This window comes from Paenibacillus sp. JNUCC32, from assembly GCF_014863545.1.
Classification (GTDB): Bacteria; Bacillota; Bacilli; order Paenibacillales; family Paenibacillaceae; genus Paenibacillus_AQ; species Paenibacillus_AQ lautus_A.
This window is the reverse complement of record NZ_CP062260.1, coordinates 2984607-3004251: the sequence shown is the minus strand read 5'-3', so window position 1 is coordinate 3004251 and position 19645 is coordinate 2984607. Positions and strand designations below refer to the sequence as shown.

17 protein-coding genes are annotated in these 19645 nt (G+C 51.5%); 16 read left to right on the top strand and 1 reads right to left on the bottom strand.

Translation table 11 applies throughout. The features are described 5' to 3' along the window. Positions 1-195: 195 nt before the first annotated feature. Positions 196-600: a FixH family protein gene (locus tag JNUCC32_RS13265; RefSeq protein ID WP_015734672.1), complete on the top strand. Its 405-nt coding sequence runs from the start codon at positions 196-198 to the stop codon at positions 598-600. 99 nt (positions 601-699) lie between these two features. Here JNUCC32_RS13265 and JNUCC32_RS13260 read toward each other — a convergent pair whose 3' ends face one another. Further along, positions 700-1236 carry a cupin domain-containing protein gene (locus JNUCC32_RS13260; protein WP_090911665.1) on the bottom strand — a complete coding sequence of 179 codons (537 nt, stop codon included), beginning with the start codon at positions 1234-1236 and terminating at the stop codon, positions 700-702. Between the two features lie 169 nt (positions 1237-1405). Between JNUCC32_RS13260 and metH the strand changes: the two genes are divergently transcribed. From metH to JNUCC32_RS13185, 15 genes are all read left to right on the top strand, one after another. Then, positions 1406-4846, top strand: coding sequence for a methionine synthase (gene metH, locus JNUCC32_RS13255; RefSeq protein WP_192572355.1), 3441 nt, complete (start codon positions 1406-1408; stop codon positions 4844-4846). A gap of 86 nt (positions 4847-4932) precedes the next feature. Next, positions 4933-5859, top strand: a complete 927-nt coding sequence (gene rnz / locus JNUCC32_RS13250; RefSeq protein ID WP_096773378.1) for a ribonuclease Z — start codon at positions 4933-4935, stop codon at positions 5857-5859. A gap of 360 nt (positions 5860-6219) precedes the next feature. After that, complete coding sequence (locus tag JNUCC32_RS13245; protein WP_192572354.1) at positions 6220-7008, top strand: TIGR01457 family HAD-type hydrolase; 789 nt, start codon at positions 6220-6222, stop codon at positions 7006-7008. Between the two features lie 53 nt (positions 7009-7061). Beyond that, entirely contained in the window at positions 7062-7880 is an 819-nt protein-coding gene (locus tag JNUCC32_RS13240; protein ID WP_192572353.1) for an Fpg/Nei family DNA glycosylase, read from the top strand. After that, positions 7870-8718 carry a deoxyribonuclease IV gene (locus JNUCC32_RS13235; protein WP_192572352.1) on the top strand — a complete coding sequence of 283 codons (849 nt, stop codon included), beginning with the start codon at positions 7870-7872 and terminating at the stop codon, positions 8716-8718. Before JNUCC32_RS13240 ends, JNUCC32_RS13235 begins: the two co-directional genes overlap by 11 nt. Positions 8719-8733: 15 nt before the next feature. Then, positions 8734-9072, top strand: a complete 339-nt coding sequence (locus JNUCC32_RS13230; RefSeq protein WP_096773382.1) for a cyclic-phosphate processing receiver domain-containing protein — start codon at positions 8734-8736, stop codon at positions 9070-9072. Between the two features lie 53 nt (positions 9073-9125). Continuing rightward, positions 9126-9416, top strand: coding sequence for a thioredoxin family protein (locus JNUCC32_RS13225; protein WP_228468951.1), 291 nt, complete (start codon positions 9126-9128; stop codon positions 9414-9416). Continuing rightward, positions 9413-10186, top strand: a complete 774-nt coding sequence (locus JNUCC32_RS13220; protein ID WP_192572350.1) for an ABC transporter ATP-binding protein — start codon at positions 9413-9415, stop codon at positions 10184-10186. Before JNUCC32_RS13225 ends, JNUCC32_RS13220 begins: the two co-directional genes overlap by 4 nt. 5 nt (positions 10187-10191) lie before the next feature. Further along, positions 10192-11268 carry an SAM-dependent methyltransferase gene (locus tag JNUCC32_RS13215; RefSeq protein WP_192572349.1) on the top strand — a complete coding sequence of 359 codons (1077 nt, stop codon included), beginning with the start codon at positions 10192-10194 and terminating at the stop codon, positions 11266-11268. Positions 11269-11428: 160 nt separating this feature from the next. Then, on the top strand, positions 11429-12895 hold the full coding sequence (locus tag JNUCC32_RS13210) for a serine/threonine protein kinase (RefSeq protein ID WP_192572348.1): 1467 nt from the start codon (positions 11429-11431) through the stop codon (positions 12893-12895). Positions 12896-12923: 28 nt separating this feature from the next. Next, a complete protein-coding gene (locus tag JNUCC32_RS13205) occupies positions 12924-14027 on the top strand; it encodes an SAF domain-containing protein (RefSeq protein ID WP_192572347.1) in 1104 nt (367 codons plus the stop codon). Positions 14028-14081: 54 nt separating this feature from the next. Further along, positions 14082-14789, top strand: a complete 708-nt coding sequence (locus JNUCC32_RS13200; protein ID WP_015734685.1) for a hypothetical protein — start codon at positions 14082-14084, stop codon at positions 14787-14789. Next, on the top strand, positions 14786-15655 hold the full coding sequence (locus JNUCC32_RS13195; protein ID WP_192572346.1) for a CpaE/TadZ family protein: 870 nt from the start codon (positions 14786-14788) through the stop codon (positions 15653-15655). The genes JNUCC32_RS13200 and JNUCC32_RS13195 overlap by 4 nt, the downstream gene beginning before the upstream one ends. Beyond that, on the top strand, positions 15642-17555 hold the full coding sequence (locus JNUCC32_RS13190; RefSeq protein ID WP_192572345.1) for an ATPase, T2SS/T4P/T4SS family: 1914 nt from the start codon (positions 15642-15644) through the stop codon (positions 17553-17555). The genes JNUCC32_RS13195 and JNUCC32_RS13190 overlap by 14 nt, the downstream gene beginning before the upstream one ends. Continuing rightward, positions 17545-19617 (top strand): hypothetical protein, encoded by a 2073-nt coding sequence (locus JNUCC32_RS13185; protein WP_192572344.1) that lies wholly within the window; start codon positions 17545-17547, stop codon positions 19615-19617. The genes JNUCC32_RS13190 and JNUCC32_RS13185 overlap by 11 nt, the downstream gene beginning before the upstream one ends. The last annotated feature ends 28 nt before the right edge of the window (positions 19618-19645 follow it).

Sequence of the window (19645 nt, the reverse complement as noted above, 5' to 3'; positions counted from 1 at the left end):
GCTGTTTTTTTGTTGGTTGCCATGTTTGAAAGGAAAGAGGCTGTTGGCAGTGACAAACGTCACACAATTGTAAGCTGCATGAGATAGAAGTTAAAGAATAATGCGATATAATGAATTAGGAAAATGACGCTGTTTGGAATGGACCATTACGTGAATAAATCATACATAGCATGAATTCGTAAAAGAGGTGGTTGGATGACCAGGAAAAAGATGGCCTTTATTGCAGCCATGGTGTTGATGGCGGTTGCGCTTGCCGCATGCAATGACAGCAAGGCGGCGCCCAGTGATGATGTGATGGCGGAGCCGATTATCGTAGAGCTCTCTCTGACGCCAGAGAGCATTAAGGCAGGCGAGAAAGTGTTGATCGAAGCGAAGGTAACACAAGCAGGCAGCCCGGTCGAAGATGCAAACGACGTGGAATTCGAAGTGACGCTGGAAGGCGGAGGCGTTCAGGCAAAGGTTCCGGTTAAGCATGATCAAGGCGGGGTCTACAAAATGGAGAAAACCTTCGAGGAAGCAGGAACCTATCGCATCGTTTCCCATGTCACGGCAAGAGGGCAGCACTCCATGCCGCTGAAGGAATTGACGGTAACCGAGTAATACACCATACACAGCCAATAAATAAGGCAGCGCATCCATCCGTTGGGCGGATCATGCGCTGCCTTATTCCATTTTCCTATTCAGTCAGCCGCTTTAGGCTTATTGGAATTGGGGATCTTCTACCGGAGTAGCTACCCAGCCGTTCTCTTCAATAAAGAGACGAACCGCAATGATCTGCTTGTTCTCCATCAGCGTGAAGAAATGAGGCGTATTTTCCGGTACGGAAATAACGTCGCCCGGCTCAAGCTCTACGTTAAAGTAACCGACATCGTCGGAGCCTTTAATAATGAAGATCCCTTTGCCGCCAACGATCGCTCGGATTTCGTCTTCCGAGTGGGTGTGAACTTCTTCGAATTTTTTAAGCAGGTCCTCTATATTGGGCGTGGACTCGGAAAGCGTGATGACATCCCAGATTTTGTAGCCGCGTCTTGCAGCCAGGTCGCGAATTTCTTCGTCAAAAGTGTCCAAAATGCGCTGCTTATCTTCATCACTCAGCTTGAAATTTTCTTGAAGATCTGCCGGGAGTTTATCCATATTCCAATGCTCATAAACAACCTCTTGGTTATTCAGGAATTCCCGAACATTTTCTTCCCCAGTAATGCGTTCGTTCGTGTTGCGAATCACGATTTCTGCCATAGCTTTAACCCTCTTTCTCCCGTTGGATTAATATGTATTATAGCCCCCCTCACCGCATTTGTCATCTGCAAATGTTGATTTGTACCGATAGCTGCGCAATATTTCGACTTTTCTATTGAAAAGTATTCTGATACACTAAGATTTAACGTTTTCGGGGGAGGTTTATGAGTTGAACAAGCCTAGCTTACAAGAAGTGCTTAAAGAACGAATATTAATTCTTGACGGTGCCATGGGCACGATGATCCAGCAAGAGGACCTCTCGGCTGAAGATTTTGGCGGCCCGGAGCTGGATGGCTGCAATGAAATGCTGGTCATTCATCGGCCCGACGTCATTCAAAAAATACATGAACAATATCTTGAAGCAGGTGCCGACCTGATTGAAACCAATACATTTGGCGCAACCTCCGTTGTGCTTGCTGAATACGATATACCTGAACTTGCCCGGGAAATCAACCTGAAAGCGGCTCATCTGGCCCGCGCTGCAGTTGAGAAATATTCCACGCCGGACAGCCCGCGATATGTCGTGGGTGCGATGGGTCCGACAACCAAGACGCTGTCGGTTACCGGCGGCGTGACCTTCGCCGAATTGATCGAGAGTTACGAGGAGCAAGCCGTAGCCTTGATTGAAGGCGGCGTGGATGCCCTATTGCTCGAGACGTCGCAGGATACGCTCAATGTGAAAGCAGGGAGCATTGGGATTCGACAAGCGTTTGATAAGACAGGCGTCACCCTTCCCATCATGATATCCGGCACAATCGAACCGATGGGAACAACGCTTGCGGGGCAGAACATCGAGGCGTTTTACATTTCTTTGGAACACTTGAATCCGGTATCCATCGGCCTGAACTGTGCAACGGGTCCGGAGTTCATGCGCGACCATATCCGTTCCTTATCCGAAATGTCGAGAAGCGCGATCAGCTGTTATCCGAATGCGGGTCTGCCTGACGAGAATGGTCAATACCATGAATCTCCTGAATCGCTTGCCCAAAAGATGGGGGCTTTTGCTGAAAAAGGTTGGCTTAACATCGCTGGGGGATGCTGCGGTACGACACCTGACCACATCCGGGCTTTAAAACAAACGATGGATGGCTTCACCCCACGTCCGCTTGAGGGCGGGCACTTGCCGGCATTGTCCGGCATCGAGCCGGTATATATCGAGCAGGAAAACCGTCCGTATATGGTGGGCGAAAGAACAAATGTTCTGGGTTCGCGCAAATTTAAGCGTTTGATCGTGGAAGGAAAATATGAGGAAGCTTCCGAGATCGCTCGTGCTCAAGTCAAGAATGGCGCCCATGTCATTGATGTATGCGTACAGGATCCGGATCGCGAAGAAGCTGAGGATATGATCCAATTCCTGGAGCTGGTGGTCAAAAAGGTGAAGGTGCCGCTGATGATCGACACAACCGATCCGGCGGTCATTGACTTGGCCCTGCAATATTCGCAAGGGAAAGCGATCATTAACTCCATTAACCTTGAAGACGGCGAGGAGAAATTTGAGCATGTGACTCCGTTGGTGCACAAATACGGCGCTGCGGTCGTCGTAGGTACCATCGATGAGAGCGGTCAAGCGATTCATCGCGACGACAAGCTCAAGGTGGCGCAGCGGTCTTATGATCTCTTGGTGAACAAATACGGTATTTCGCCTGAGGATATTATTTTCGACACGCTTGTGTTCCCTGTAGGTACGGGTGACGAGCAGTACATCGGATCAGCCAAGGAAACGATAGAGGGCATTCGCATGATAAAAGAAGCCATGCCCAAAGTGCATACGATCCTCGGCATCAGCAACGTTTCCTTCGGATTGCCGGAAGCGGGCCGTGAAGTGCTGAACTCCGTGTATCTGTACGAATGCACGAAGGCCGGATTGGACTACGCAATCGTGAACACGGAAAAGCTCGAGCGCTATGCCTCCATTCCGGAGGAAGAGAGGCGTCTGGCGGAGGATCTGATTTATCGAACCAATGATGAGACGCTGGCGGCATTCGTCGCCGCGTTCCGGGATAAAAAGGTAGAGAAGAAGATAAAGGTATCCAATCTGACGCTGGAAGAAAGACTTGCCTCTTATGTGGTGGAAGGCTCCAAGGAAGGCCTGATTCCGGATTTGGATGAAGCCTTGACCAAATACGGCGCGCTGGAGATCATTAATGGCCCGCTAATGGCAGGGATGACCGAGGTTGGCCGCTTGTTTAACAACAACGAGCTCATTGTGGCGGAGGTGCTGCAAAGCGCCGAAGTGATGAAAGCCTCCGTGGCGTATTTGGAATCCTTTATGGAGAAAAACGAGTCGTCTGTCAAAGGGAAAATCATGCTGGCCACCGTGAAGGGCGACGTCCATGATATCGGTAAAAACCTGGTGGAGATCATCTTGTCCAACAATGGTTACCAAATCATTAATTTGGGTATAAAAGTACCACCGGAGCAAATTATCGAGGCTTACCGGCGGGAGCAGCCTGACGCCATCGGGTTATCCGGTTTGTTGGTCAAATCGGCACAGCAGATGGTATCCACCGCCCAGGACTTGAAAAACGCGGGCATTAGCGTTCCGATCATGGTTGGCGGGGCCGCGTTGACGCGGAAGTTCACGAAGACGCGCATCCGCCCCGAATATGACGGAATGGTGCTCTACGCGAAAGACGCGATGGACGGGCTTGCATTGGCCAACCAGCTGAGCGATCCGGTGCTGCGGACCCAAATGGCTGAAGAGATTAAGGCGGAGCAGGAAGCGGATGCAGCGGCGCCACAGGTTGTAAAAGTAATGCCGAAGCTGTCTGAAGGACTCCGATCCAAAATATCGACCGAAGCCCCGGTGTATATACCGCCGGATATGGAGCGGCATGTGCTCCGGAATTATCCGATTTCGCACATCCTGCCTTATATCAACATGCAGATGCTGTTGGGACATCATTTAGGCCTTAAAGGATCCGTGGAACAACTCCTCAAAGCCAATGATCCGAAGGCGGTATCGCTTAAGGAAACCGTTGACGGCATTCTGGAAGAGGCAGTTCAATCGGGAATCATACAGGCACATGCCATGTACCGTTTCTTCCCGGCGCAGTCGCGAGGAAATGATATTATCATATACGATCCAAAGGATGCATCGAAAATATTGCATACCTTTACGTTTCCAAGGCAGCAGGTGGAGCCGTATCTGTGCTTGGCGGACTTCCTGAAATCCGTAGACAGCGGGGTGATGGATTACGTCGGGTTCCTGGTCGTTACGGCAGGGCACGGCGTCGGGAAATTGTCCGGGGAATGGAAGGATAAAGGCGACTATCTCCGTTCCCATGCACTTCAATCGGTTGCCCTGGAAACGGCTGAAGGGCTGGCAGAACGAATTCACCATATGATGCGGGATACGTGGGGATACCCAGATCCGGCAGACATGACGATGAAACAGCGCCTGGGAGCGAGATACCAAGGCATTCGCGTATCCTTCGGATATCCGGCATGTCCGGATCTGGAGGATCAGGAGCCTTTATTCAAATTGATGCAGCCAGAAGATATCGGCGTTCATCTTACCGAGGGTTTCATGATGGAACCGGAGGCGTCGGTATCCGCGATGGTGTTCAGCCATCCGGAGGCTCATTATTTTAACGTGGATAAAGCTTAACATTTGAATACCGGTACAGCCGGTTTGAAATCCTCCGAATGTTTCGGGGGATTTCTCCGGTTTACAACCGAAAGGGGAGAAGAGGGATGGAACTCTATTTTCTAGGAACAAATGCGGGGGTTCCGACGCTGCAGCGTAACGTGACCTCGATTGCACTGCGAATGCTGGAAGAACGAAGAAGTCTGTGGCTGTTTGATTGTGGAGAAGGCACGCAGCATCAAATATTAAAGTCCCCACTCAAGCTGTCCAAGCTTGAAAAGGTATTCATTACCCATATGCATGGTGATCATGTATTCGGTTTGCCAGGTTTGCTATCCAGCCGAGGTGCCCAAGGGGTAACATCACCCCTGACGATTTATGGTCCCCCAGGCATCAAAGTCTTCATTGAAACTACGCTGAGCATCAGCCAATCGCGCGTTCCTTATACGATGGAGGTCATCGAGCACACCGGTGGCGTTTTGTTTGAGGACGATAATTTCCTCGTGGAATCGGCCAAGCTGGATCACAGGGCCGAGAGTTACGGCTACCGTGTCGTGGAGAAGGATCTCCCTGGCAGTCTGGACCTGAAACGGTTGGCGGACTATGGACTCAAGCCAGGGCCGCTCTATGGCAAGCTGAAAAGAGGGGAAAGCGTGGAACTCGGCGACGGCCGATGGATTCATGCCTCGGATGTGCTCCTGACACCGAAAAAAGGGAGGGTGGTCACGATTCTCGGGGATACGCGGCCATGCGCAGGCGTGGAGGCTTTGGCCAAGGACGCGGATCTCCTGGTCCATGAGGCCACGTTCATGGAGGATCTGTCGGAGCTCGCGCACGAATACTATCACAGTACCGCCAAACAGGCGGCGGAAGCGGCTGAACGGGCTGGGGTAAAAGCGCTGTTCTTGACCCACTTCAGCTCCCGGTATAAGGATATCGATCATTTACAGCCGCTGCTAAACGAAGCGCGGGAGATATTTGCGAATACGCGATTGGCGGAGGATTTCGGGTTGTATCCTATCCAGCGTTCCTAGGCACGCACAGCGGTGAATTACGTGGAAATATCGGGTGGTCGGGGGCATTATTTTCCGGGAAAGCGCAGGATGCGACAAAGCGGTTCATAAACGCTAAGACTTGGACAGTCTTCGATTTCTTTCGACGCGTCGACCGTCAGAATGAAGCGATCGGCATGAACCTTGCAACCGGTAATGGGCTTCTTTACAATAATACTATCGGTATTTCTAAGTTCATTATAGTAAAGGACAGCTGAATGCCTGCAGCCATACATATATTTATGATGATTAACCCTTACAGCACGGCCTTGAATGGTCACCTTTTCATCAGATGAATCATTTATGCCGTGAAGGAAAGAAATAAAGAAGGTGCATTTATTCATGGAAAAACCAAAAGGATTGCTGATTGACCTGGACGGAACGCTGTACCATGGCCGGAATCGAATCGAGGGGGCTGACCTGCTGATCGAGCGGTTGAAAGAAATGCAGATTCCGTTCCTGTATGTAACGAACAATTCTTCACGCACGCCGGAGCAGGTGGCGGCTCACCTGATGGAGATGGGGATTCCTGCTTTGCCGGAGGAAGTATGCACATCCTCCCTCGCTGCAGCTAAATATATCGCTGAGGAGTCGCCCGGTGCCAAGGTGGCGATGCTCGGGGAAGATGGACTTCGCAAAGCGCTGTTGTCCGCGGGCCTTACCATCGTGGAGCAGTCCCCTGAATACGTCATTCAAGGAATCGACCGCTCGTTTGATTACGAGAAGTTAACCCGTGCCGTTCGCTGGATTCAGGAGGGAGCTGTGTCGATCTTGACCAATCCGGATCTGCAGCTGCCATCCGATACCGGCCTGATGCCTGGTGCTGGCTCGCTTGGGGCTGCGATCGAGGCCGCTTCGGGAGTTAAGCCGACGGTTATCGGTAAGCCGTCCTCGATCTTGATGAAGTATGCCTCGGATCGCTTGGGTTTGGCTCCGGAAGATACTTATGTAATCGGAGATAATATCCGTACGGATATTGCCGCTGGCGTGCATGCCGGCTGCAAGACGGTTCTCGTCATGACCGGAATCACGACCGATCGCAATATGGAAGCGCATTTGGAAGCCGCCGGCGTCACGCCAGACTATATATGCCGGGATTTGAACGAAGTGATCAGCCTGCTGTGTTCATGATAAGCAAAAGTATTATACATAAACTTGTGTCTTGACGAAAGGGAAGATGAATCATGCCGGAACTGCCGGAAATGGAGAATTACCGAAGATTGTTATCTCAGAGCATTCTGAATGTGCCGATCACCGATGTGGTCGTGAACCGCGAAAAATCCTTGAATGTGACGATTGACGAGTTTACTTCGGCCCTGAAGGGAAGCAAGGTCATTTTTGTGGAGCGGAGAGGCAAGCACCTCATATTCCATTTGCATAACGGAGGCAGACTCCTGCTGCATCTGATGCTGGGGGGCATTTTGTATCTGGGAGGCAGGGATGAGGAGCGCCCTTCCCGTTCGACCCAGGTCGAGATCACGTTCGGTGACCAGGTGCTGTATTTTATCGGCCTTCGCCTGGGTTATCTGCATTTTCTAACAGCGAGGGAAACCGAGAACGCCCTAAAAGACCTTGGTCCTGAGCTTCTGGATCGGCGAATGACCAAAGCGCGTTTCGTCGAACTGATTGGAAAACGGCGGGGCGCCTTAAAAACGACGCTGGTCAATCAACAAGTCGTCGCCGGCATCGGCAACTGTTATGCGGACGAGATCGCTTTTGATGCCCGAATCCACCCGCTATCCAAAATTCAGGATTTGCCGGAGGAGTCGCTAGAGCAGCTGTACGACAGCACCGTCAAAGTGATGCACGAGGCAACGGACGGCGGAGGATACATGGAAATGCCCTTTCAGGAAGGGGATGAGCTGACAGGTGCTTATAACGACGAATGCAAAGTGTACGATCGTGAAGGAGAGCCCTGCGTTCGCTGCGGTATGCCGATCGTGAAGGCGGAGCACGCCTCGCGCAAAGTTTTCTTTTGCCCGAATTGCCAGCATGAAGTCTAAAGTCCGGATTGGAAGCCATGTCAGCACACGGGGCGGATTTCTCGCGGCAGCCCAGCATGCAGCCGGGATCGGTTCACTGGCGTATCAGTATTTTCCGAAAAATCCTCGCAGTCTTCACTTGAAGACGCCGGATGTCCGCAATGCTGCGGCTTGCGCGAAGTTTTGTCGGGAGCAAGGTCTCGTCTCGATCGCGCACACGCCTTATCCAACGAATATGGCGGTTGGTTTGACCCGAGGAGAAGAATTTTATCGGTTGACCGTGGATTCCCTTAAGAATGATCTTATGATTGCCGAGGCTTGCGGGTCGCTGGGCATCGTTGTACATTTTGGGCATCTCAAGAGCCAGAACGTGCTTGAAGGGTACCAGAACATTATTCGCTGCATGAATGATGTGCTGGCTTCCTGGGCGGGCAGGGCCAAGCTGCTGATCGAGAATCAGGCGGGAGACCATGGAGCTATGGGAATGACGCTTGAAGAGTGCGTTAAGGTTAGACAGCTTGCCGATTATCCGGAAAAAATAGGCTTTTGTCTGGATACCTGCCACTTGTTTGCCGCCGGAGGCTGGGACTTATCGAATACGGATGAGCTCCTTGCCAGAGGCAAGGAGCTAGCCTATTGGGAATCGGCGGTAGCCGTTCATTTAAACGATTCGAAATATGGAGCCGGCTCAAGAAAAGATCGCCATGCCCGCATCGGGCAAGGCATGATAGGAACAGAAGCATTGAAGCGCCTGGTTCTGGCACCGGAACTTGCGGGTAAGGCATTTGTCTTGGAAAGTGAAAAAGGAGCTGACGGCACGCATCGGGAAGACATCGCCAAGGTGCTGTCCTGGTCCTGATCGGGAGAGGGTAGGATGATTCATCTTTATTTAGACGACTGGCGCCCCAATCCGAAAGGATTCGCGCTGGCTCGAAACGGGGAAGAATGTTTGCTGATGCTCCGTGAATGCGAAGTGGACGTTCTGTCGCTTGATTTCGAACTCGGGCATGGCCAAATGAACGGCGGAGACGTCGTTGCGGCCATGATTGCCGAGAATCTACAGGCTAATGAAATATATTTGCACACCTCAAGCCCGTCGGGCAGAAGAAAAATGTATGAGCTGCTCTATGAGCACATGCCAAAAAGCGTCAAGGTCCACAATGGACCGATGCCCGATTCCGTGCTGCGGGAAGTTGCCCAAGGTTCAAGATGATTGAGGTTACGCAGCGCGAACTGTTGGAGAGGCTAGAATGGCAGGAGCGTCTGATGAAGCGTGACGCGAAGGCGGATCCTGTCATCGTTTTTTTGCATACGCCATTATGCGGTACTTGCGCGGCAGCGCGTAAGATGCTGGATGTCGCGGAGTTTGTGGTGCCCGATGTACAGCTGCTGGCAGCGGACGTGAATTTCCTTCCGGGCATCGTGGAACGGTATCAAATTCGAAGCGTCCCGGCACTGCTCGCGATCCCATCAAGCCCTGGAGCAGACCCGGAAGTGCTTTATCGGATGGGCTCCGTACAGGATATCGTCAGTTTTGTAAGGAGCGTGAAGCCATGATTTCTTTGCAGCACCTGTCGCTCATTCGGGGGAACCGCCACATTTTGGATGATGTCAGCATTGAAATGAAATCGGATGAGAATTGGGTGATCCTGGGCAGGAACGGATCCGGCAAAACAACGCTGCTGGAAATGATGACGGGATATATGTTCCCTTCCAGTGGACGCGTAGAAGTGCTGGGCCATGTATACGGCCAATGTGACGTTCGGGAGGTTCGTAAATCCATCGGTTATATCAGCCAATCGCTGCTGGAGAAATTGACGCTGAGCGACCCGGTGTGGGAGGTTGTCGCAACAGGGGCGTATGCCTTTTTACGCTTTTATCAGGACATTCCGGAAGAGGCCAGAAGTTTAGCCTACAGCCTGCTGAACGAAATGGATTTCGGCCGCTTGGCGGAGCTGCCTCTCGGGACCTTGTCCCAAGGGGAACGGAAAAAAGTGATGCTGGCACGCTCCCTGATGGCCAATCCGAAGATTCTGATTATGGATGAACCGTGTGCCGGTTTGGATTTGTATGAACGGGAGAAGATGCTGCATGAGATTGACCGGCTGAGGCAGCGTAATATTACGGTCGTGTACGTCACGCATCATGTCGAGGAGATTGTCCCTTTATTTACTCATGTGGCGCTTATTAAAGACGGGCGGTTGACGGCCGCGGGACGCAAAGATGAAGTATTGAACCATGAACTTATCAAACAAACTTATGATATCGACGCTCAGCTGGAATGGGATGGCGGACGTCCCTGGATCAAAGTTATTTCTGGAGGTTAATCCGTTTGGACGAATTAATTGTAATGCAGGAACATGAGGAACAGAATCAGAACCATCGGGATTTTCACAGTAAATGGGTATGCACGGCAAATCATGGTTTCGCTCCGTATGCCCAGGAAGAGCTGCGCCGGATGTTTGGCAGCATAAAAAGCACCATGATGATGCCAGGCGAGGTGTTTTTGATGACACTCGGCAGCTCCGAAGCTGAGGCTAAGCGGCTGATTACGTCAAAGCCTCCTATTTTCCTGCGGCATCTCTTTCCGGTACAATGGGAAATCGCGGCCGAATCCGTAGACGCAGCGCTGCAATTGACAGCAGATCATGTGCTGAGGCGGGAGGAGATTAGCCAAAGCCGCGCATCCATCCAAATCCGCAAGACGGATAACAGTTCATGGAAGGAGAGCCCTGCAGCCCTTCGGGACGATTTGCAGCTTCGCTTGGCACCGCTTGAGCTGGAATACACGGTCCAGGCACCCGAATGGATCATTTCACTATTCGCTGCTGACAATGTCTGGTATGCCGGTGTGTCGCGTCCGGAGGACAACCTCTCGGATTGGAACGGAGGCGCGGTCCGTTTTCAGCGGGAAGAGGGTCAAATCTCAAGAGCCAAATTTAAGCTGCTTGAAGCCGAGAAGCAGTTCGGGATACCCTTCGAGACGTTCCGCAAGGCTGTCGATATCGGAGCAGCGCCGGGAGGCTGGACATCCTTTTTATTGGAACGCGGCTTGCAGGTTACGGCGGTGGATCCGGCGAAAATGCACCCATCCCTGGAAGGGCATAAAAACCTGCGTGTCATCCACAAGAATGCTGCGGACGTAACGTTTAGAGAGCATGAGTTCGATCTGCTGGTATGCGATATGAGCTGGAGTCCCAAACTGATGGCCCGAATGGTGACCGGGCTGCTGCACAGCCTTGAAACGGGCGGCACGGCCGTCGTCACGGTCAAGCTGCTGACCAAGAAGCCAATGGCATTGGTGAAGGAGATCATGTCGGTATTTGAAGCGTCCAGAATGCAGATTCAGGGAGCGAAGCAGTTGTTCCATAATCGGGACGAGATTACGCTTTATATGATTAAGTATTAAAAAAGCCTTTACAAGTTCAAGTATTTTGTTCTATAATGATTCCAAAATTAACCAACGGCAACTTAAAGGGAAAGCATCCCGCTATGATCACGTTTCAGTGATACGGCGGAGTGCTTTCCTTTTTTTGTTGTGCTTGTAAGTCAGAGGAGAGGGCATTGAGATGAATCAGCCTTGCAAATTGGTGCATGGGGATGTATTGGGTGAGCGTTACGTCATTGACCGCGTCATCGGCGAAGGGGGCATGAGCTGTGTATATCTGGCCGAAGATCTGAAGCTGCCCGGGAAGCAATGGGCGGTGAAGGAGACTTTGTCTGATCCGGGTATGCAGCGCACCGTTCAGGATGAGGCACAGCTTCTGATTAAACTGAGCCATCCGCGTCTGCCGCGCATCGTCGATTTTTTTCGTGATGAGGACAACGGCTATACCTATTTGGTTATGGATTACATTCAAGGCATGACGTTGGAAAAATATTTCCGGGGTTACCGTGGAAACGTGAATCCGGACTTCATCATGGAGCTGACGGAGCAGCTGCTGGACGTCCTGGAGTATCTTCACCTTCACGAGCCCCAAGTCATATTCAGGGATTTAAAGCCTTCGAACATCATGCTGACCGATCAGCTGGAAGTCCGACTCATCGATTTCGGAATCGCGAGAAGCTACAAGCATGAGAGCGGCGAGGATACGGTCAAGCTCGGCACGGTCGGATTTGCGGCACCGGAGCAATACGGTGGCAGGCAAAGCGATGCCAGATCGGATTTGTACGGATTGGGGGCGCTTCTGCTTTATCTCTCGACCGGCGGCAAATTCAGCGAATGGATCACAGGAGTGGAGCGCCATATTCGCGGCGATTTGCCAAGAGAGTTAGTGCCGGTTATCCGAAAGCTGCTTCAATATGCTCCGGAGCATCGATATCAATCGGCAGCTGAAGTTCGGTCCGCGCTGAAGCGGCAGCATTCGATTTCCGCGAATCTATCTGCGGTTCAAACCAGCACGGTGCCCGGGACGCTTGTTGCGGCCGTACTAGGTGCATCGTCCGGCGTAGGAACCACGCATAGCTGCATCGCCTTCGGACATTTCCTTGCTTCAAGGTACGGAAAGGTAGCCGTCGTTGAAATGAGCGCCAAATCCACCTCGTTCAGCCGCATACAGGAAATAGCGGAGGGCGGAAGGCTCGGCTCTATCCGCAAATTCGAGATTAACGGGATCCACTTTTGGCGACAAACAGCGAGGACGGAAGTGATTTCGCTGCTCGGGGGCAGTTACGATGCGGTTGTATTGGATTTGGGGGCGTACAGGGACAGCGAAAGGCTGGAGGAATTCCTGCGGGCCGATCTGCCGATTGTTATCGGTTCGGGAGCGGAGTGGAGGCGGCATGATGTGGCGACGCTGGCCCGAATGCTGTCCAGGCACCCGCAGCCGGGCCGGATCTATGCCCTGCCCCTTGCCGGAGAAGAAACGATTCAGGAGATGAGGAAAACGCTAGGCACGAATAAGGTTTATGCCTTGCCCCTGCAATTGGACCCTTTCGAAATACCTGACAGCAGTCGGCAGGCATTCGCCCGGCTCTTCCAGGACTACTTGCCGCAGGCTGAACGGAAGCGAAGATTCAGGTTTCTTAAGAATTGACCGCATTTGAACCGAAGGAGATGAAGCCATGCCGATTATCAGGAGGCGAAGCCGCAAACTGATATTTGCCGGACTTGCCGGCGCAGCCGTAACTGGGGCTGTATGTGCCGGCGCCATGTTGTATTATGTGCACGGCTCTAAAGAGGAGCGGCACGTGGAGCGCACCCAATACGAGCAGCGAATCGCGGAGCTTGAAGAGACCCAGCTGCAGCAGCTCAATTCGATGCAGGCGGCATGGGTCCCGGTAAGAGATATTCCGCCGGGTCATTTCATAGAAGCCGAGGACATCAAGGAAGTGCGTATGCCGTATGACGGCTCGTCCGGCAATCTCTTCTCGGGCAGGGAAGAGATTGCCGGGAAGGGCGCCAAGATCGAGCTGCTTCAGGGAATGCCGATTACCGGCGCGATGCTCTTTGAAGAGGAGCCGACGCGGCCCGATCTCCGTCACCGGGAGATGAAATCCGTATATCTGCCAAGCGACTTGCAAAAGGGGGATGTCATTGATGTTAGAGTCCAGTTCCCAACCGGACAGGATTACATCGTTTTATCCAAAAAGAAGATCGACAGGCTCCAAAATCCGGCATTTTGGACAACGTTAAGCGAGCAGGAAATCTTATTGCTCTCCAGCGCATTGGTTGACGCTTATCTGCATGATGCTACGCTCTATGCGCTTACCTATGTAGAACCCGAGCTGCAAGAGAGAGCGATTCCGAACTATCCGCCGAACGCGGAGGTGACGAAGCTGATTGCAAGCAACCCGAACATCGTGAAGAAAGCCGAGAAGCAATTGGAGCTTACGCTCCGAAACACGCTGGAAGACGATTTAAGCAAACTCCAGCCGAGTCAGCAAGCGCAAGTGTCCGACATGCCTCCTAATTCCGCCTATGCTGGCGGAGCCAGGAGTCCGGATTCTTGGAGCCCGGCATCCAATATAAATCCCCCTGCAAAATCCGCTACCGGAACGAGTTACGATGGCATTCTCCCGAACGATGACGTGAATACGGAGGTTACGCTTCGGGAAGAGAAGGCTTCGGAGGCCGAGCAGATTTTGGGGTCAACCGGGAGGACAGATGCCCAGGACGGCAGTGATAAGACACCGCCAGAGGCTGATTTCATATTCTCGAGCCCGTAGGAATGACAAAGTGAGCCCCTGAGAACAGTTGGTAAGCGAAGGAGTGTAACCAAAGTGAAGAGGTGGATATTTTCGGGCATCTGCGACAAGAGCGATATGCTCCTGTACATGTGCAAAATACTAGCCAATGGAGACAGCAGGGTGCTGCTCGTCGATGGCGCGATAGATGCGAAGTACAGACATTGCATTAGCGTAATGCATCCACAGCTGCCGGTCATGGAGTTTGCCGGTTTCGATGTGGCAACAGGATTTGGGAGTTATACGTCACTGATGGATTATCTGGAAGAAATGAATGAGAAGAAATATGACTATATTGTGATGGACGTGGAGAAGCCGCAATTTATGGACAAGGATCAGTGGGATACGGCGGATGCCCATGTTTGGGTCAGCGGATTCGAAGTAACGGGATTGCGAAAGAGCGCGGCCTTGCTGGATGAACTAAGAGCAGCAAGAACAGATGACCCGCTGCCGCCTTTCCATCGCGTATACGTACAGGTTATCGAAGACCTGGCGGACGGATCCTATATTGAAGGCTTTATGGAGGATAGCCGGATTCAATGGCTGGGCCCCCCTGTGAAGATGCCTTGGGATGAGTTGTTTTTTGCGCTGAAAATAAAAAACGAACATGCAGGCAGACTGGGCATCAAGCCATTGTCACGACAGTATAAGCGGTCGCTTACCGAACTGATTCGGATCCTGACGGAGATGGAGCAGCGGCATATCCGCCGGGCGTTTAGGCAAGCGGGAAGGAGGCATGCATGAGTCTGATTGCTGTATGGAGCCCATTAAAAAGCGGGAGCGGCAGCACGCTGTTGGCCGCATGTTTACCGATCGTATTGGCGTTTGAATACCAGGTCAAAGTGCTGCTTGCCCATGGTGGACAAGCAGGAGAACGAGTGGAACAGGCCTTTGCGCTGAAGGAGGAAGCGTTCGATTATATGGCGGCGTTTCAGGATACCGGATTGGATGCCCTCGAACGGCTCAATGCAAGCGGGAGGCTGAATCCAGATAATGTCCGCAATTATGCCCTGCCGCTGCTGTCTGATCGGCTAGATCTTTTGTGCGGACCGAAGCCGACGTCGGCCAATGATTTCAGTTCGGCTAGACATGCGGAAGGTGTGAATCGGACTGAACTAATGTTCAAGGTCTTGGCGTCCTCCAAACGAAGTTATGACGTTACCGTAGCGGATGCCGGAAATGGTGTTCCCCGAGCTGCGGATCGTGCAATACTTCAAGCGGCAGACTTGATCATCGTTGGATTGAATCAGAATTTGCATGTCCTGAAGAGAGAGCTTGAGAAGGAAAGACTTCCTCCGGAGCTGAAGGAAAAAGACTGCTTGTACATGATCGGCAAATATGATCGGGAGAGCAGCTGCACACTGCAAAATATGAAGCGCCGCTTTGGAATCAAAACGATGGCGGTTGGCGTTCCGTATTGCTCCGGCATGACGGATGCATGGAATATGAGTTCGATTATTCCCTACATGCAGCGCAACCGTGGGGGCGCGGACCTGAAAGGTTTGAATTCACTGTATAATGCCGTCCGTCACCTGGCTGATGCGTCGGCTGAACAGCTCGGACTTCCGTCCGGCCGTTCGAAAGCGGGGGGCCTGCATGCTTTTGGGTAACGCCTTGAACACGATGTGGATCATCATCCTGGTTTTGTTAGTCGTGTTGTTTGTCTATCTGCGTTATATGGATACCCGCAAACCGGCGGCTGCTATAACGCGGGGCTCGGATCCCTATTCGATCGAAGCCATGACGGCATTTGTTAAGGAAAGCCTGCATCAGCTGACGCACAGCCAATTGTCTGATTTAGGGCTGCACGAAGAAGCGTATCGCCGCAGGCTGAACAAGCGGAGCGAATTGCGAAGCGCGCTCAAGGGCTGCGTATCCGGTGATGCGATGGACAAGGCGTATGTTAAGGATTTTTTAAAGCAGCTGCTTGTCAAGGATCTGGGATTGAACGAGTCCAACATTGATGCAGCCATTCCGTTTGAAAGCCTAACCGAATTAACGGCCCAGGATCAATTCGAGATTCTCTTGTACTTGTACCAGCAGCGGCACGGGGAGGATGCTTTATCCGTACTTCTGGAGACATACGATCTTGCGCAGCCTCGCGTCATTCCCGGTTACGGGGAGGGCAGCGTTTATGCGGTTACCGCGGAAGACATTGCTTATATTTATGAGTCAGAGCAGCGTACGCTTCTGTTTCAGGAGAAGCTGGATATCGTCGTTCAGCGCATTTATCAGCAGTACAAAGGATTTTCCGTCGTGGATGAAATCAGGGATCAGCGGATTGACGGGATCAGTGGGGGAGTCAGCGGCGTTCCCGTCGACCGCGATAGCGGACAGGGTACTTCTTTTTACGGACCGGATGATTTTTTGGGGCTAGGTCTTTCGAATGCCGAATTGCCTGCATCAGGCTGTGAGAGCGTCTGGATTTTTTACCGGGGTGTTTCGCTTCATCTTGCTTTTTTATCGTTTGGTTCGATGCTGGAGCTTAAGCGGGTATGTCAAAACATATACAAATATAATCATCCGGGACAGCTGTCGGAAGCCAGCGGTTACAAAGTGAATGAGATGAAGGATGGCTCCAGGGTTGTTGTGGTAAGGCCACCGTTTGCCGAATCCTGGGCATTTTTTGTACGCAAGTTCGATTTGCCCAAGGCTACGCTTGATCAATTGATTACGGGGAGCGGCTCCGAGTTGGTGATCGGTTTATTGAAATATTTGATGAGAGGCAGCCGGATTACGGCGATTACCGGTGCTCAAGGATCAGGAAAAACTACGCTGCTGATGGCAATGGTTGGCCATATCTATGCCTCCTATACCCTCCGGGTTCAGGAGATGGCCTTCGAGCTTCACTTAAGGAAAATCTACAGCCGCAGGAACATTCTCAGCTTCAGGGAAACGGAGCATATCAGCGGACAGGCAGGGCTGGATCTGCAGAAGAAAACCGACGGTACGGTCAATATCCTTGGTGAGGTTGCTAGCGACGAGGTTGCGTCATGGATGATACAGATGTCTCAAGTGGCAAGTCTGTTTACCGTGTTTACCCATCATGCCAAGACATTCAGGGATTTGGTTCAATCCCTGCGCAACTCCCTGCTCAAGAGCGGCGCGTTCAGGCAAGAGCACATTGCCGAGCAGCAGGTGGTCAGCGTGATCAACTTTGACATTCATATGAGAAGAGACGCTTTCGGTAACCGTTACATAGAGCGAATTACAGAGTGCATTCCGGTGGATAAGGGGGCTCTGCCGCAATTCGAAGTTTCTACGGAAAACAATTGGAAGAGCAGCATGGAGGAGTATTTTCATTTAAGCTCAGAGCATATGCGGAGACTGAACGAGGACCGCTGCTATGTGTCCCGCAATGTGATTGAATACCGGGACGGTGCATATATTGCTTGCGCCAAACTATCCGAAATCAGCATTCGCGAAATGACCGAGCAGATGCATCCGGAGGATGCGGAGGAATTCAGAATATTTCTGGACTCGGGCTGGGGGGAACAACGTGGCCTCTAAAGACGTGTTAATCCTGATATTCATTACATCCCTGACGCTGTTCTCGATTACGTTCGGTTTGGTGTCGTGGATGTCCAGAAGACGAGGAAACCGTGGAAATTATGCCGGAAGGTTCGATGCGGGTGAAGCAAAGTCGTTTCGCGGTATATACCGTCAATGGTTCCAATTGGCTTATATGTATGGAGTGAAACTCCCGCTCGTCCAATCGTATATCAAACGGATCAGACAGAGAATCGCGATCATCCATCCTTACGATGAAATTTCGCTTCGGTATGAGACGGTGAAGCTTGCCTGCGCGATTACAGGGATTATCGGGTTAACGGCCTTATTGCTGATATGGAGTCATCCGGACCTGGGGTTTATCGTGATAGTCATCCTTGCCGCCGTGGTTATTAACAATATGCTTGTTGAGATGTTCATTAACCGGCTGGAGCGGAAGCTGCTTGTTCAATCGGTTGAATTGTTCTCCCTCGTCCGTCATCATTATCAGCAGCATGGAATGGTCGAGGAGGCTTTGTATGAAGGGGCAGAGACTTCGGGACATGAAATCTCCATACATGCCCATCGGATCTATAATGCCCTCGTATCCCAAGATCCTAATGATGAGCTGGAGCGATATTATGAGGTAGCGCCTAACCGGTATTTAAAGGCGTTTGCGGGCATTTCCCATCTGGTAATGGAGTTTGGCGATCATGCGAGAAAACAAGGCTCTATTTATCTCCTTGGGCTCAGCGGTTTGACCAAGGAAATCCAATTGGAAATATTGCGAAGAGACAAGCTTGATTACTTGATGAAGGGCTTGAATGCAATTGCGCTGGCCCCGGTTTTTTTTACGAAACCGATCGAACGGTGGGCGAGAAGCAGTTTTCCGTCGATGGATGAGTTTTACATGAGCAAGCTCGGATTTGTGACCAAGATATCCATTTACGTCATTATCCTGATTTCTTACATCCTGCTCCAGAAGCTCCAGCAAAATCGGGAAACCGACTACCGTGCAGTGGCACGCAAGGTGTCGTGGGAAGAAAGAATGTACCGAATTCCAACTATTCGCTGGCTTGCGGGGATCATGACTCCGACCCCAGGCACGATGAAATATGACAGCCGGGTTCGGCTGCTGAAGGAGAGCAATGCGAAAATCAAATTCGAGTGGCTGTATATCAGAAGGGTGACGTTTTTTTTCCTCGGTTTCTTTTTAGCGCTGTCGCTGGCCGTTGGACTGCATGTACAGTCTAGGCATCATTTGTTGTATGTCCCCGTTCCATTAAATCATTCTCTGTTCGGACAGATGAATGATGATGAGCGCTTGCAGGCAGAGGAGACTGCCCGGCGGGATCGGGTAATCATGGAGCAGCTGCAAATGTCAACGAAAGCAACGCATGATCAGATCCAACAGGCCGTAAGAGATACAGATTCTGTTGGTTTGACCAAGGAACAAATTGAGATTGCAGCCGATCGAATCATGACCAAGCTGAAGCGGTATGACAGCGAGTATTTGAAGTGGTGGGAGCTGCTGCTCTCCTTCATGGCAGGTATTGCAGGTTATGGGGCGCCACTGTGGCTGCTGTATTTTCACCGGAAAGTGCGAAACATGGAAATGCGGCATGAAGTATATCAATTTCAGACGGTCATATCGATCCTGCGCGGTATGGAGCGAATCACGGTTGAAGTTATATTGGAATGGCTTAACCGGTTCGCCGTTATTTTCAAGGTTCCCATTCAAAAAAGCCTGCTTCACTATGAACATGGCGCGCAGTTGGCTTTACTGGAGCTGAAGGAAGACGTCTGGTTACCCGAATTTCAACGGTTGGTGGACAAGCTGATCCTTGCGGTGGATAAAGTTCCGATCAAGGACGTATTCGACGATCTCGACGGGGAGATGATATTCAGCTTCGAGCAGCGCAAGCAGGAATATGAAGCGATGATCGACACGAAAGCCGCATGGGCGCGGATGATCGGTTTTACTCCGATGTATGCGCTGATCTTTATGTATCTTGTCATTCCGCTGATCGGCATGAGTTTCTCCCAAATGGAAACGTATTATGAGCAAATTCAACGACTTTGAAGCAATACAAGGCCTAAGCACTACTGAA

Bases quoted from the DNA above. Each gene is read 5' to 3' on its own strand.
- JNUCC32_RS13245 (WP_192572354.1), top strand. From the start codon at position 6,220: ATGGAAAAACCAAAAGGATTGCTGATTGACCTGGACGGAACGCTGTAC.
- JNUCC32_RS13190 (WP_192572345.1), top strand. From the start codon at position 15,642: ATGCTTTTGGGTAACGCCTTGAACACGATGTGGATCATCATCCTGGTT.
- JNUCC32_RS13205 (WP_192572347.1), top strand. From the start codon at position 12,924: ATGCCGATTATCAGGAGGCGAAGCCGCAAACTGATATTTGCCGGACTT.
- JNUCC32_RS13230 (WP_096773382.1), top strand. From the start codon at position 8,734: ATGATTCATCTTTATTTAGACGACTGGCGCCCCAATCCGAAAGGATTC.
- JNUCC32_RS13210 (WP_192572348.1), top strand. From the start codon at position 11,429: ATGAATCAGCCTTGCAAATTGGTGCATGGGGATGTATTGGGTGAGCGT.
- JNUCC32_RS13195 (WP_192572346.1), top strand. From the start codon at position 14,786: ATGAGTCTGATTGCTGTATGGAGCCCATTAAAAAGCGGGAGCGGCAGC.
- JNUCC32_RS13235 (WP_192572352.1), top strand. From the start codon at position 7,870: ATGAAGTCTAAAGTCCGGATTGGAAGCCATGTCAGCACACGGGGCGGA.
- JNUCC32_RS13240 (WP_192572353.1), top strand. From the start codon at position 7,062: ATGCCGGAACTGCCGGAAATGGAGAATTACCGAAGATTGTTATCTCAG.
- rnz (WP_096773378.1), top strand. From the start codon at position 4,933: ATGGAACTCTATTTTCTAGGAACAAATGCGGGGGTTCCGACGCTGCAG.
- JNUCC32_RS13265 (WP_015734672.1), top strand. From the start codon at position 196: ATGACCAGGAAAAAGATGGCCTTTATTGCAGCCATGGTGTTGATGGCG.
- JNUCC32_RS13225 (WP_228468951.1), top strand. From the start codon at position 9,126: ATGAAGCGTGACGCGAAGGCGGATCCTGTCATCGTTTTTTTGCATACG.
- JNUCC32_RS13260 (WP_090911665.1), bottom strand. From the start codon at position 1,236: ATGGCAGAAATCGTGATTCGCAACACGAACGAACGCATTACTGGGGAA.
- JNUCC32_RS13220 (WP_192572350.1), top strand. From the start codon at position 9,413: ATGATTTCTTTGCAGCACCTGTCGCTCATTCGGGGGAACCGCCACATT.